Source organism: Algoriphagus winogradskyi (assembly GCF_900182815.1).
Taxonomy (GTDB): Bacteria; Bacteroidota; Bacteroidia; order Cytophagales; family Cyclobacteriaceae; genus Algoriphagus; species Algoriphagus winogradskyi.
Genome location: NZ_FXUA01000007.1, coordinates 176362 through 189931, shown reverse-complemented (window position 1 = coordinate 189931; position 13570 = coordinate 176362). Strand labels below are relative to the sequence as shown.

At 37.5% G+C, this 13570-nt stretch carries 13 protein-coding genes and 1 tRNA gene; 5 read left to right on the top strand and 9 right to left on the bottom strand.

Features of this window, described 5'->3' with window-relative positions:
- Positions 1-226: 226 nt before the first annotated feature.
- The 4 genes from QOL76_RS17245 to QOL76_RS17230 all read right to left on the bottom strand — a co-directional run bounded on the left by QOL76_RS17245 (position 227) and on the right by QOL76_RS17230 (position 3322).
- Complete coding sequence (locus tag QOL76_RS17245; RefSeq protein WP_283414206.1) at positions 227-931, bottom strand: tetratricopeptide repeat protein; 705 nt, start codon at positions 929-931, stop codon at positions 227-229.
- A 24-nt stretch (positions 932-955) separates the two neighbouring features.
- Positions 956-2398, bottom strand: a complete 1443-nt coding sequence (locus tag QOL76_RS17240; protein WP_283414205.1) for a CCA tRNA nucleotidyltransferase — start codon at positions 2396-2398, stop codon at positions 956-958.
- On the bottom strand, positions 2395-2865 hold the full coding sequence (locus tag QOL76_RS17235; RefSeq protein ID WP_283414204.1) for a hypothetical protein: 471 nt from the start codon (positions 2863-2865) through the stop codon (positions 2395-2397). The genes QOL76_RS17240 and QOL76_RS17235 overlap by 4 nt, the downstream gene beginning before the upstream one ends.
- Positions 2866-2980: 115 nt before the next feature.
- A complete protein-coding gene (locus tag QOL76_RS17230) occupies positions 2981-3322 on the bottom strand; it encodes a DUF6249 domain-containing protein (protein ID WP_283414203.1) in 342 nt (113 codons plus the stop codon).
- Between the two features lie 5 nt (positions 3323-3327).
- Here QOL76_RS17230 and QOL76_RS17225 point away from each other — a divergent pair, with 5 nt between their 5' ends.
- Both QOL76_RS17225 and QOL76_RS17220 read left to right on the top strand, forming a co-directional pair.
- Entirely contained in the window at positions 3328-4002 is a 675-nt protein-coding gene (locus tag QOL76_RS17225) for an RNA polymerase sigma factor (RefSeq protein WP_283414202.1), read from the top strand.
- 106 nt (positions 4003-4108) lie between these two features.
- On the top strand, positions 4109-4516 hold the full coding sequence (locus tag QOL76_RS17220) for a hypothetical protein (protein ID WP_283414201.1): 408 nt from the start codon (positions 4109-4111) through the stop codon (positions 4514-4516).
- A 263-nt stretch (positions 4517-4779) separates the two neighbouring features.
- Here the strand turns inward: QOL76_RS17220 and QOL76_RS17215 are convergent, their stop codons facing one another.
- Complete coding sequence (locus tag QOL76_RS17215) at positions 4780-5184, bottom strand: hypothetical protein (protein WP_283414200.1); 405 nt, start codon at positions 5182-5184, stop codon at positions 4780-4782.
- 1160 nt (positions 5185-6344) lie between these two features.
- Between QOL76_RS17215 and pyrG the strand changes: the two genes are divergently transcribed.
- On the top strand, positions 6345-7961 hold the full coding sequence (gene pyrG / locus QOL76_RS17210) for a CTP synthase (RefSeq protein ID WP_283414199.1): 1617 nt from the start codon (positions 6345-6347) through the stop codon (positions 7959-7961).
- Between the two features lie 41 nt (positions 7962-8002).
- A complete protein-coding gene (yidC, locus tag QOL76_RS17205) occupies positions 8003-9811 on the top strand; it encodes a membrane protein insertase YidC (RefSeq protein ID WP_283414198.1) in 1809 nt (602 codons plus the stop codon).
- An 82-nt stretch (positions 9812-9893) separates the two neighbouring features.
- On the opposite strand, the gene QOL76_RS17200 is transcribed toward yidC, so the two are convergent.
- Positions 9894-10139 carry a hypothetical protein gene (locus QOL76_RS17200; RefSeq protein WP_283414197.1) on the bottom strand — a complete coding sequence of 82 codons (246 nt, stop codon included), beginning with the start codon at positions 10137-10139 and terminating at the stop codon, positions 9894-9896.
- A 128-nt stretch (positions 10140-10267) separates the two neighbouring features.
- Positions 10268-10341, bottom strand: a tRNA-Arg gene (locus tag QOL76_RS17195).
- Between the two features lie 180 nt (positions 10342-10521).
- Here QOL76_RS17195 and QOL76_RS17190 point away from each other — a divergent pair.
- Positions 10522-11277: a porin family protein gene (locus QOL76_RS17190; RefSeq protein WP_283414196.1), complete on the top strand. Its 756-nt coding sequence runs from the start codon at positions 10522-10524 to the stop codon at positions 11275-11277.
- A gap of 49 nt (positions 11278-11326) precedes the next feature.
- Here the strand turns inward: QOL76_RS17190 and QOL76_RS17185 are convergent, their stop codons facing one another.
- Positions 11327-11872, bottom strand: coding sequence for a PA-phosphatase (locus tag QOL76_RS17185; protein ID WP_283414195.1), 546 nt, complete (start codon positions 11870-11872; stop codon positions 11327-11329).
- A 74-nt stretch (positions 11873-11946) separates the two neighbouring features.
- A complete protein-coding gene (rpoN, locus tag QOL76_RS17180) occupies positions 11947-13401 on the bottom strand; it encodes an RNA polymerase factor sigma-54 (protein WP_283414194.1) in 1455 nt (484 codons plus the stop codon).
- Between the last annotated feature and the right edge of the window lie 169 nt (positions 13402-13570).

Sequence of the window (13570 nt, the reverse complement as noted above, 5' to 3'; positions counted from 1 at the left end):
AAATTGTAACGCAAAAACACGAAAAAATTGATGCTAAAAAGCATATTCGTTTGAGACCTTTCATAACCTATAAAGATCTGCGTCAGACGCTTAAAAGCTGTTAAGGAATAGTTTCCTTTCAATTAAATTTCATCTGACGAAAGGTGAAGCGGCCTATTTTCACAATCGTCATAAAACAAAAAAAACCGGTATATCTACCGGTTTCCTTTTACTGAGACTAAATTGATCAATTTGTCTTAGCAAGGTTTTCTTTGGCGAAATCAAATGATGGATCCAAGGAAATGGCTTCCTCAAATGCGGCCTTTGCTTCAGTTTTAGAACCTTGATCCAAGTAGATCATTCCTTTCAGATTCAACGCTGCTGCCTTCATACTAATTTCCAGAGTTTCTGTTTGAGACTTAGGAAAACCAACTTTATCCTCAGGCTTAGCATTTTTGATCAGCATGTTCATAGAATTCAACGCCTCCGGGTATTTTTTCAAGCTGTATTGAAGATAACCAGTTTTATAAAGGCTAAAATTATCTCCGCTGAGTAGGTAAAGACTTTCAAAGTATGGAAGTGCCTTTTCCAAAGCTCCAACTTGCTCTAATGAATAAGCTGCGATTTCTAAAGAAGCGATACTTTTATCATTGACCTTCAGCACATCCATTGAAACAAGAGCTGCTGACATGGACTGCCCTGATTCATAATAAAGTGAGCCCAACATTTCAATGTAACGAATATCTTCGGGGTTTCTTACGATCAATTCATACAGAAAACTTTTAGCAGAAGCCATATCATTGTAGCGCATAGCCAATTGATAGGCAGCCTGATCCGCTGCATTCAAGGTTTTTTTGAGTTTTGGATCAAGTCTGGAGACAGAATCGGCAGTCTGGGCAATAGTAGTGCTGGCGCAAAAGGCCATAAGCAGCATGAGTAATACGTGCTTCATTTTAGATGGATTTTTTGATTTAGTTTACGAATTTGGGCGATCTAATACTGGTGACAATCCCTTGGATTTGGCAATTTCCAGCATTAATTCACGTGCCTGATCAGGATTATTGTGAATTTTGCCCTCCAATATAGCTTCTTTAATTTCTTCTTTAATATCTCCAACGATTTTTGAAGGCTTCAATCCAAAAACTCCCATGATTTCCTCACCAGAAATTGGAGGTTGGAAATTTCTGACTTGGTCTTTTTCTTCTACTTCGATAAGCTTCTGAGCTACTTTATCAAAATTCTCCAAGTAACGTTTCACTTTCTTGTTATTCTTAGACGTGACATCAGCACGACAAAGTTTCATAAGATCATCAATATCATCTCCTGCTTCGAAAAGCAACCGTCTCATCGCTGAGTCCGTCACTTCATCTTTGACTAAGGCTATGGGACGTAGATGAAGTTTCACGAGCTTTTGCACATATTTCATCCTGTCATCCATAGGAAGCTTTAGTCTCTTGAAAATCCCAGGTGTCATTCGAGCTCCTTTGTCTTCATGACCATGAAATGTCCATCCGACCTTTTTGTTGAAGCGCTTAGTAGCTGGCTTTGCTATATCATGTAGAATAGCTGCCCAACGAAGCCAAAGATCATCACTAGTTTGACACACATTATCAAGAACTTGCAGCGTATGGTAGAAATTATCCTTATGTGATTTATCATCTACCGAGTCTACTCCCTGCAAGTCCACCATTTCCGGGAAAAACTCATGAAGTAACTTCCCTGCAAAAAGTAATTTAAACCCATAAGAAGGCTTTTTGACTTCAATGATTTTGTTGAGCTCGACAATAATTCGTTCCGAAGAAATGATATTCAGACGATGTGCGTTTTCACTTAATGCAAAGAAGGTAGCACTGTCTATATCAAAATCTAGTTGAGCTGCAAATCGGACTGCTCTAAGCATACGAAGTGGGTCATCTGAAAAGGTGATATTGGGCTCAAGTGGTGTACGTATCAATTTCTTTTTGATATCAGAAAGCCCATCAAACGGATCTAACAAATTGCCGTAATCTTTATTATTTAAAGAAATAGCCATTGCGTTAATCGTAAAATCCCGCCTTTCTAAATCTTCCTGAAGTGTCCCCGATTCGACAATTGGTTTTCTTGAATCCGATCTATAGGATTCCTTTCTAGCTCCTACAAATTCCAATTCCCAATTATCGAGCTTAAGCATGGCGGTACCAAAATTCTTAAAAACAGAAAGTGGCACATGTTCATCGTATTGTTTGGCTACTTCTTTTGCAAGCTCAATTCCGCTACCCACACAGGTAAAATCAATATCCTTCAGCCCATCTTTTTCTCTTTTCAAAATCAAATCTCTTACATAGCCGCCTACCACGTAAGTTTCCAACCCCAGATTAGAAGCAGCTTTTGCTACTTTATCGAAGACTTCGAATTTGTCAAGATGCGATTTGAAATTCATCCTTTAATAATTTTAACATCCCCATCGGGGCCTAAATACATTTCTTTTGTACTTGGACTCAGCAGTGGAAATAATAAAGGTGTTTGTTGGCCAGACATTTCCTTGGAGTTCAAATTCACAAGAACTGGCTGGGAAATTTGAAATAATAATTTGTTCCAGTTTGGCTCTAAAATGAGACTGAATTTTAGCACTCCATTCACAATAGGTCCATTTTTAATAATACGATTCGCAGGACTATGATATACCGTTGGCTTGTTTGCATATTCTACGATATCCAATGAAACCTCTGAGAATGGCTCACAAATGGTGCGGATCTGGAATAAATCAAAAAGTAAAAATGTCCAGTCTTCACCCATTTCAGGTTTCCAAAGCTCTGGTTTCATTAGGGTGATTACTTTCCCGTTTCCTTCTTTCAGGTGAAGAAAACCTTTTTCTCTAAAAGCTGATAGTAATTGTGCGTGATCCAAATTGATTATTTTTTCACAAAAATAATCAGAATTTTGAGAGGAAGCTGTTTTGGGGTAAAACCAAAAAAAACCTTCCCTGAAAAAGGAAGGTTTATGAAAAGAATTTAATGAGGTCTTATTTCTCCTCCTTATCAAGTTTTCGGTTCATGAAAAAACTTGACATCAAGCCTATACCTCCGAAAATAAAAATGCAAGAAGTAAATGCGATTCCTTCTTCGATTCCGAAATTATTGAATAGTGCTCCTACTAACACTCCAACTCCTACCCCTATTGCTAGAAGCGCCAAATTCAATATAAATTGACCAAAGCCATACTTTTTACCAGAGTTAAAGAGCTTTGCATCCGCACCGTTTTCTATCAGTGCTAGCCTTTCCTTGTTGCGGGTGGTCAAGAAAATAAAGATGACGCCGAAAATACAAGAGAAAATAATCAGGGTTACTAAGATGGTATCTGCCATATGCTATGTGTTTTTTCTTCTATGATGTGGGTAGCATTGGAAAAGGTTACAAGTCCAATGAAAAAACTGTAACTTTTTTTCAGGTTAATGCATCCAATGTAAAAATGCGATTCCAGGAAGACCAGCTATATATAGAAAGAACATTACGGGGTAATATGAATGCTTATGGACAATTGATCCAAAAGCATGAGAAATATGTATTCACTTTGGCAATGAGAATTCTAAAAAACAAGGAAGAAGCCGAGGAAGCGAGTCAAGATGCCTTCATGAAAGCGTATCATTCCTTGAAAACATTTGAAGGAAAATCAAAATTTACTACTTGGCTCTATACAATTGTATATAATGAAGCATTAGGAAGGTTGAGGAAATCCAAGAATTATACTGTCCAATTGGATGAGGTTGAGGAAATGGAAAGTAATTCAAAAGACTATTTGGATGGATTAAAGTCGCTTCAATTGGTTGAAAGAAAAGATGTAATAAAACGAGGCTTGGATACTATGAAACCAGCAGAATCAGCTGCCCTTACTTTGTTTTATTTGGAAGAACAAAGCATAAGAGAAATTGAAGAAATAATGGGCTTGACAAGCTCACATGTCAAAATCCTATTACACAGAGGAAGAAAAAGTCTTTTATTATCCCTCCAAAAAATAACTAATAATGAATTAATTCATTTGCTATAAATCAAGCCAAACTTAGCTAGTTAGCATTTAAGTAGGAACACAAGTAGGTATTTGCAAAAATATCTTGACTCGAACAGCACAAAATGAATTTAAAAAAAATGAGTCTATGAAAAAACAAGAACAGGAAGAAATTTATATTCGACAATTTATCACAGAGTTGGGGACAGTTTCTCCTTCGAAAGGTTTTCATAAATCTATATTGAAAAAAATAAAACCAAACCCCTCAATATCAGTCTATAAGCCAGTTATTTCTTCTGTAGCATGGAAGATTATAGGAACGACCTTGATAACATTATTTATTGCGGTCTTTTTATTTGTTCCTAATGGCAGCGAAGCAAATTCTTTGTTTAGTCAACTACCAGAGATGAAATTTCCCGAAATGGCATTTTCACTACCTAAAATCTCTCTACCTGTGATTAATTTATCACCAATCGTAATGCAGTCTTTAGTAGGATTTATTATTCTGGCTATTTTTACAATCATTACAAACTTACGAAAGTGGAAAATTTCATAATAGGCATATCCACTTTTATACCAGTAAGGTGGCAAAGGCAATAAGATATATTAAAATTAAGAATTGAGGCTACTTCAGCCTGTCCCGCCACTGCGTGAGTCCTCGTCACTTCTACTTCGTATCCGAAGTATCGGTTTGCCTACCTGATAAGCGCAGAAATTAAGGTGTCTGGCATCATTGCGGAGAATCATATTTTATAACCTAACAGGTATAACGAAAAAAGGACAGCCCAAGAGCTGTCCTTTTTTTGTATTGAATGTGAATTAACTTCTCAACCAGTTGATAAATGTCTGATATCCTACTCCAATTTCTCTAGCAAATGCCGCCTTAGTTTTTTTACCAGCAGCCTCTACCTTTTTCCACTCTTCAACTATTTTACTTTTTTCAGCATCAGTGAATGATCTTCTTTTAGAAGTTTTACTAGCAGTACTATTACCAGTCACTAATGATATCAATTCGTTCAATTCATTTAGGAATCTGCCATCATTTAAATAAAGACCAGCAGCTTCTAATTTCTTAATTACTTGATCCTTCGGGTTTACAGGAGTCACTGCAATACCCTTAGAAGCAGCCTCATGTAAATCAATCTTACTTCCGTCAGATGTTACATAAATAAATCCATCGCCTTTTTTCAGGTCAGCAATAGCTTCTTTGATTAAATCTCTCATATTTTTTTTCTGTTAATAATCATTAATTACAAACCGTACGCAATATAAATAAATATCATACTTTCTATTGTTTTATGCAGAAATAAATAGATTTTTTAACATATAAGAATCTTTTAACCGCCAGAAATTAGCTCTGCTTAAAATCACACATCCTTTTTTGCACCAATCTAAACGAATTAAAATTTTGAAAAACAGCACTGTTATATTGTTTTTATAACGAACAATTAGGAGGGTTGGTACTATACATTTTAATATTTATTTCATTCACAAGGGAATCTATTAGTTCATGAAATTTAGTAAACAAAGCCTCCCTCCTTCTTGAATGTACTCAGCACCACCTTCAATTTCGGATAGAGAAGCTTGAGATTTTATATAGGAATAACGAGTTATTTAATCATTACTTAGAGAAAAAAAACGTAATCCTATCGCTATTATTTTTCAAATTGGATACTCCTTCTATCTCTTCATTCAGCTTTTTGTCTTCACCTTTACACTCAACAAAAAAACCGGATAAAAGCACACCATAATATTTCATATTAAGGCAACAATTTATTACTGTCATCCATATAACTTTGGATGAACTTAATAATTAATACAACTCGCAAGGATGGACAATTGACACTAATTTCTCAAAGCGCATCTTCTGCATACTTTTGATTCGGCAATTAGCACATTACTTTTTACCAATCTATTTAAAGCACATCAATAAGTGTAGTAACCGAGTTTAAAACATCATGGTTTGATTCAAACATAATCCACCTTATAGTATTATATAAAGCTACACGATTAATCATAAGAAACTCGTTATCATCTAGTTGTATCTAAAAAGCACTTCCTTTTCGCTCCTTACTGATTCGACCTACTAGAGTAATTTCTTTGGATATAGAATTAATCTGGTTAATGGATTTAAAATGATTATCACGGAATGACATTACAAAAGCCCAATACTTAAACACGTTGCCACAAAATAATACTTGCTTTTTTCAGAGAACCCAAACAATAAAAATTGACATGTATTGTCACGGTGTGTTTTCTCATTAAACCCCAATAAATTCGAGAAAAGTGATCTATTTAAACTTCAAAAAGCCATTAATCGGGAATTTTTCCATAATTTTGAGCCCCATAAGAATCCAATCAAATTTCCATCCTCCCCCATTCTTATGGCTTCAAGCACCAAATACATCTTTATTACCGGAGGCGTTACTTCCTCTCTTGGCAAAGGCATTATCGCAGCTTCACTAGGCAAGTTGCTACAAGCCAGAGGCTTCAAGGTAACCATCCAAAAATTCGACCCGTACCTGAACATCGATCCAGGAACTCTGAACCCCTATGAACATGGCGAATGCTATGTGACAGATGACGGAGCTGAGACAGATCTAGATCTTGGGCATTACGAACGATTTTTGAATATACCCACCTCTCAAGACAATAATATTACAACAGGAAGGATCTACAACAATGTGATCACCAAGGAGCGCAAAGGAGAATTCTTAGGTAAGACAGTACAGGTCATCCCACATATTACCGATGAAATCAAGGCGAATTTTTATAAACTAGGTGAAGACGGAAAATTTGACGTTGTAATTACTGAAATTGGTGGATGCGTAGGCGATATTGAATCTCTCCCTTTCATTGAAGCCGTTAGACAGGCGAAATGGGATCTAGGACCTAATAATTTCTTAGTAATCCACTTAACGCTAATCCCATACCTCAAAGCTGCGAAGGAATTAAAAACTAAGCCAACGCAACACTCTGTCAAACAACTATTAGAAGCCGGTATTCAACCTGACATCTTAGTTTGCCGTACAGAACACCATTTGCCTTCTGATGTGAAAAAGAAGCTGGCGTTATTCTGCAACGTTCAATTGAATAATGTGATAGAAGCAATGGATGCCGACTCTATTTACGACGTTCCATTGTTAATGAAAAAGGAAAAGTTGGATGAGCGCGTAATGACGAAACTTAAGCTTTCTTCCAAAGAAAACACCGACTTGGAGAACTGGAAAGATTTCCTAGGCAAGCTTAAAAATCCTACGCAAGAAGTGACCATTGGAATAGTAGGCAAATATGTATCATTACCTGATGCATATAAATCCATTATCGAATCCTTTACACACGCAGGCGCATCTATTGAGTGCGATGTAAACCTTCGGTTGATTTCATCGGAAGAGTTAAATCAAGATAACATCCTTCAAAAGCTGACTGATTTGGATGGAATTGTAGTTGCACCAGGATTTGGTGAGCGAGGTTTTGAAGGGAAAATTGAGACTGTAAAATATGCCCGAGAAAACAACATCCCATTCCTTGGGATTTGTCTAGGCATGCAGGTAGCGGTGATTGAATTTGCTAGAAACGTACTTAATCTGAAAGACGCCAACAGCACTGAAATGGACCCAAATACGAGCAATCCAGTAATTGGATTAATGGAAGAGCAAAAAAATATTGATCAAATGGGCGGAACTATGCGTCTTGGTTCGTATGCTTGCGACCTCAAAAAAGGAAGTAAGGCTTACCAGGCTTATGGAAAATCAAAAATTCAGGAGAGACATCGCCATAGATATGAGTTCAACAATGAGTACCTGAATTTAATGGAAAGCAATGGCATGATTGCCACTGGTAAAAATCCTGAAACAGGTTTGGTAGAAATTGTGGAAATCAAGAGCCATCCTTGGTTTGTTGGAGTTCAGTTCCACCCAGAATATAAAAGCACAGTATTAACCCCGCAGCCTCTCTTTGTGAGATTCATTCAGTCGGCTGTCGACAAAAAAATTAAATAAAACCCCCCGAAGCTTTATTTTCGGGACTACGATTAATCTTTATGGACAGAAATCAAGCAACTGGTTTGATTCTTTTTGCAGCGGTTATCCTTGTCTATTCGTTTTTCTTTGCGAGTACGCCTGAGATACCTGAAGTGGAAACAGCCACTACTACTCAATCAGAATCGATTCAATCAAATGGAGCAAACCAACCAGCAATAACAGAGACTATTTCTGAAAGTGATAGCATTCTGGATGCAGCAAGACTAGCAAAATACGGAGCACTAGCAAGTATTACAGTAGGAGAAGAAGAGACTCTTACTCTTGAAAACGATCTTATCCAGGTTGAAATTTCATCTAAAGGAGCGCAAGTCACAAAGGTAATTCTAAAGGAGTACAAAAGCTGGAAAATGGAGCCGTTGGAGCTTTTCAATGAAGAAAGTTCTAAAATGGATTTCATCATTGAAAGCAAGAATGGACCAATAGATCTGAATGATCTTTATTTCACTCCTACTGTAAATAGCAGCCTAGATGAAGACGGGAAAACGATCCAAACCCTAACCCTTAAGGCAGGGACAGAAAGTGGACAAATCATCCAAACTTACACTCTTGCCGATGGCAGCTACCAAGTACACAAATCTTTTGAAATAGATCGCTATCAAGGTGTATTTACCGGAAACGCCCTAGCGCTGAATTGGGAAGACCAAGTAATCGCCCAAGAAAGCAATCTTGCGGAATCTAGAAGACAAGCTCAGCTTAATTATTATACTACCTCCGGATCTTTTGATAACCTGGGAGCGGGTAATGATTTAGAAACTGAAACTATTCCTGAACCTGTCAAATGGGTAGGTTTTAGTCAACGATTCTTTACTGCAGCAATGATTGCGGACACGGAGTTCCAGAGCGTCACAATCACCCAAAGTACACCCGAAGCAGACAGTACCATTGTTCGTAATATGGCTACAAGCTTATCCATTCCGCTTCAGGAGGGTAAAGCTGGATTTACTTATTATTTCGGACCAGATCAATACAATACGCTCAAGAAGGTCACAGATGGATTTGAGGACAATGTTGACATGGGTTACTTCTTCGTCAGCTGGGTTAACAAATACATTATCGTCAATCTGTTCGCATTCTTAGAGAAGTTCTTTACCAACTACGGTGTAATCATCATAATCATCGTATTTCTGATCAAACTTGCGCTTTTCCCGCTCACCTATAAATCCTACATAGGTATGGCTAAAATGCGTGTGATCAAGCCAGAAATAGACGAACTGAAAGAAAAGTATGGCGACGACGCAACCAAGATGCAACAAGAGCAAATGAAGCTCTTCTCTAAGTTGGGAGTAAGTCCTATCTCAGGTTGTTTGCCTATGGTACTTCAAATGCCCTTCTTGTTTGCTATGTTCTTTTTCTTTCCAAATGCGATAGAACTACGCCAAGAATCATTCCTCTGGGCTAATGACCTTTCTACCTATGACGTGTTTTTCAAACTTCCGTTTACCATCCCTTTCTATGGATCTCATGTGAGTATGTTCACGCTATTGATGACGGTGTCTCAGATTATTTACACGCACTTTAACAACCAACTTACTACGGCGACAGGCCCTATGAAAAACTTGGGTTATATCATGCCGGTGATGTTTATGTTTATCCTAAACTCCTATCCTGCAGGGTTAAGTTTCTACTATTTCGTTTCCAACATGGTTACATTTGGTCAGCAAGCCTTGATCAAGCTATTTGTAGATGACGAAAAAATCAGAGCAAAAGTAGAAGAGAGCAAAGCGAAAAACGTAAATAAAAAGAAATCAAAATTCCAGCAGAAATTGGAAGATGCGATGAAAGCAGCAGACTCAACCCGCAAAAAATAATTCTGAAAAAACGTTTGAAAAAAGCCCCAATAAGTCAAATCTTATTGGGGCTTTTTTGTGTAGAAAACATAAAGCACGTAAACTATTCACATGTAAAACTTGTGTAATCATTTTTGAAAAGTGACCAGATCTTATTATTCTCATCACGGTAGGTGATTGCCTGAGTCCTTTTACTGATTTCAATATTACCATTACTCACAACACTGGATCCATCTGTTAGGATTATGGTGCAAGGCCCATCTATATCTTGGATATCCACTAGGTCAGTCTCCTCAAAAAGACTGCAACCAGTTATTACAAGAATCAGAAATGGAAGATACTTTTTCATTGAAATCTCAAAGGAGTGAATAGTTTGACTAAAATGAGTAAAAATTCTTTCTAAAAAAAAGTGGTTACAATGGAGAATAGATAAAAAAACAAAAAAGCTCCATAGAAATCTATGAAGCTTTTACCTTGTGACCTCGTCAGGATTCAAACCTGAAACCTCCTGAGCCGTAATCAGGTGCTCTATTCAGTTGAGCTACGAAGCCGAATTGGAATGCAAAGGTATTTAAAATTAGATTTTATCCAAGCACCACCTTATAGAATTTTTATAATTTTCTTCCTATACATGCGTTTCTCCTTAAGAATAATTAAGGTCAAAAAAGGGGTAAATCATTTGGGATTTCCTATTTTTGCCCGCATTGAGTGCATTTAAGTAAACAAATTTGATGAAAAAAATATACACCTTCCTGTTCGCAATTGTTTTGATTCAAGGAGCATTCGCTCAGGACAGCTTACAAATCGCCAAAAAGCAAAAAACTCCAATCGGAGGAAGACCAAATATTCCAAGTGATTTAAAGCTAGAATTTGGATTCAACCAACTTAACAATAGGGCTGAAGACCTTGGTATCAACTTCTTTGCTTCTCGTACATTCAACGTTTACTATCAATATCCTATTTCTATTTTTGGAGATGCTTCAGGTTTCACTATGGACATTGGGATAGGAGTAGGAACTGACAAGTATGCTTTCAAGGATAATCAGACCTTATATAACAATCCTGCTTTAGGCCCTGAATCGAGCATTTTACAAGATATCACAGAGGTACTGGGAGACGATATCAACATTAAGAAGAACGTAGTAGCTGCTAATTACTTTGATATCCCCTTGGATTTCGTTTATCACTTTAATAAAACGAACTATACGAAAGGCTTTGCAGTAAGCGTAGGAGGGAAATTTGGATACCTGTACGAATCGCACACCAAGGTAAAGTATGAAAATTCAGATAACCTGAAGAGACAAATCAAAGACTCCCAAAATTACGGTTTTGAAAAATTCCGATATGGTATTTCGGTGAAAGCAGGTTCTCCCGGATTTTACGCATGGAGTTATTTTGGACTTAATAAAGTTTTTCAGAAGGGCATGGGACCAAATGGTACTGAAGCTACCCAAATCAATTTTGGTATTGCCGTGAATGTATTCTAAAAACTATTCCAATTTGAATTTGAAAAACCGGGTATCTACTCGGTTTTTTTTATGCCCAAATCCAGCTAAAACCTACAAAGCAAAGGGTAAAACCAAAGAATAGACCAACATAAATTTCAATAGGCTTATGAGCCTCCAAGAACAACCTTACCGTCCCAACCAGCCCAGTCATCACCAAGGATGCCAGTAATGGGTAAAGTGGCTGAAACGTAGGGAATTTAAGCCCTAACACAAGGACTAAAGCGATCAGCCCCCCCATTCCTGTCAAGTGCGCAGACATCTTCCAAACAAATGTAACCAAGGTAAGCCCTACAATTGCCAAGGTAATTACACCGAGTACTTGCCATAAGATGGGGTCGAGTTCTTTCTTTTGATACAAAAAATAAACAGTAAGGACATAATATATACTGGTCACGGAAAATGGGATAGCACGATCCTTCAGCTCAGCCATGTGAACACTTTTGAGTGTACCACTCAGCCTCAACCCCAAAATTGTTATCATCGGAATTGCCAAAGTGGATAAAACAATGAGATAAAAAATTCTGGATTTGAACTCTGCTGGTATGCTGGTAGACTCCGGTACAGTAAAGAGCATCAAACCAAAAACTAAACTTGGAATGACTAAGGGCTGTAAAACAACTGAAATAACTAACGAAAAAATCCTCCCCACTATAATTCTTTTCTTAATCTAGCAACTGGGATTTGTAGCTGCTCACGGTATTTCGCAACGGTTCTTCTCGCAATATTATAGCCTTTGCCATTTAGCATTTTTACGAGCTTATCGTCAGAAAGAGGTTTCTTTTTATCTTCAGCATCCACCATTCCTTGAAGAACAGATTTCACCTCACGGTTACTCACATCTTCCCCACTATCTGTAGCTATACCTTCAGAGAAAAAGTATTTAAGTGGGTACACGCCAAATTCAGTCTGAATTGCTTTACTATTTGCCACGCGCGAGACGGTAGATATATCCATATCTATCTTCTCTGCGATGTCCTTCAAAATCATTGGGCGAAGATTGGTTTCATCTCCATCGATAAAAAACTCTTTTTGATACTGGAGAATAGCCTCCATGGTTCTAAGTAGAGTATTCTGTCTTTGCTTAATGGCATCTATAAACCACTTGGCAGCATCCAGCTTCTGCTTCACAAAAGTGACAGTTTCCTTTAGTTTTTTATCCTTCTTATCACTCTTATCGTATGCGTCAAACATCTCAGAATAGGATCGTGAGATTCTTAGTTCCGGAGCATTCTTAGAGTTGAGGCTAATTTCAAATTTACCGCCCACATTGGTAAGCATAAAGTCCGGAATAATGTACTGCGTACGCACCAAACCATCAGCTACTCCTCCTGGCTTAGGATTGAGCTTAGTGATCAGATTTACAGCTTCTTTCGTTTCTTCATCTGTCAGATCACAACGCTTTTGAATCTTTGAATAATGTTTCTTAGTAAATTCATCGAAACAGTCCTGCATGATCCTTAACGCATTTTGCACAGTAGGATCATCGGGATGCTCCTTGCGCTCCAACTGAATCGTAAGACATTCTTGAAGATTTCTAGAGGCAATTCCTGCTGGATCAAAATTCTGGATCTTTCTCAAAATCTCCTCCAGTTCATCAATATCCGTCTCAATATTTTGGCTGAATGCCAAATCATTAATTATTGCTTCTAGGTCTCTACGGATATATCCATCATTCTCAATACTTCCAATCAACTGCTCCCCAATGATCTTTTCTCTATCATCTAATTTGAGGTAACTTAACTGTGAGACGAGTTGCTCGTGAAGTGAGGACTGACTCGAAATAGGCATTTCCCTATCTTCTTCATCCGCATTGTAATTGCCGTCACCTTGCATTTTATAGCCACCATACTCGTCGTCCAAGTAGTCGTCTATATTTACATCACGGTCATCCTTTAGAGGCTCCTCTTCATAATTATCATCAAATTCCTCGTCTGCATTATCCTTTTCTTCTGTTTTTCCTTCTTCCAGCGCTGGATTAATCTCGAGTTCTTCTTCGATTCTGGTATCCAATTCAGCTGTTGGCACCTGCAGCAATTTGATAAATTGTATTTGCTGAGGCGAAAGCTTCTGGGAAAGTGACTGGCTAAGATTTAACTTTTGCATTAAGTATTTGGTAAAACCTGCTGTTTGGGTTCAAAAAAGGCCTTTTCTCTTGAAAAAGCCCTTATGCCAAAGTTAGGAAAAACGAGCAATTTTTTGATAAAAAGCTTATTTAATCGTTTTTTTGCATTCCTTTAAATTATTCGCAGGAATTAATTACTGCATTAACAAA

Excerpts from the sequence above, each read along its gene's own strand:
- QOL76_RS17245 (WP_283414206.1), bottom strand. The coding sequence starts at position 931 with ATGAAGCACGTATTACTCATGCTGCTTATGGCCTTTTGCGCCAGCACT.
- QOL76_RS17230 (WP_283414203.1), bottom strand. The coding sequence starts at position 3,322 with ATGGCAGATACCATCTTAGTAACCCTGATTATTTTCTCTTGTATTTTC.
- QOL76_RS17240 (WP_283414205.1), bottom strand. The coding sequence starts at position 2,398 with ATGAATTTCAAATCGCATCTTGACAAATTCGAAGTCTTCGATAAAGTA.
- QOL76_RS17225 (WP_283414202.1), top strand. The coding sequence starts at position 3,328 with ATGTGTTTTTTCTTCTATGATGTGGGTAGCATTGGAAAAGGTTACAAG.
- rpoN (WP_283414194.1), bottom strand. The coding sequence starts at position 13,401 with ATGCAAAAGTTAAATCTTAGCCAGTCACTTTCCCAGAAGCTTTCGCCT.
- QOL76_RS17220 (WP_283414201.1), top strand. The coding sequence starts at position 4,109 with ATGAAAAAACAAGAACAGGAAGAAATTTATATTCGACAATTTATCACA.
- QOL76_RS17185 (WP_283414195.1), bottom strand. The coding sequence starts at position 11,872 with ATGCTCTTTACTGTACCGGAGTCTACCAGCATACCAGCAGAGTTCAAA.
- pyrG (WP_283414199.1), top strand. The coding sequence starts at position 6,345 with ATGGCTTCAAGCACCAAATACATCTTTATTACCGGAGGCGTTACTTCC.
- QOL76_RS17215 (WP_283414200.1), bottom strand. The coding sequence starts at position 5,184 with ATGAGAGATTTAATCAAAGAAGCTATTGCTGACCTGAAAAAAGGCGAT.
- QOL76_RS17190 (WP_283414196.1), top strand. The coding sequence starts at position 10,522 with ATGAAAAAAATATACACCTTCCTGTTCGCAATTGTTTTGATTCAAGGA.
- yidC (WP_283414198.1), top strand. The coding sequence starts at position 8,003 with ATGGACAGAAATCAAGCAACTGGTTTGATTCTTTTTGCAGCGGTTATC.
- QOL76_RS17200 (WP_283414197.1), bottom strand. The coding sequence starts at position 10,139 with ATGAAAAAGTATCTTCCATTTCTGATTCTTGTAATAACTGGTTGCAGT.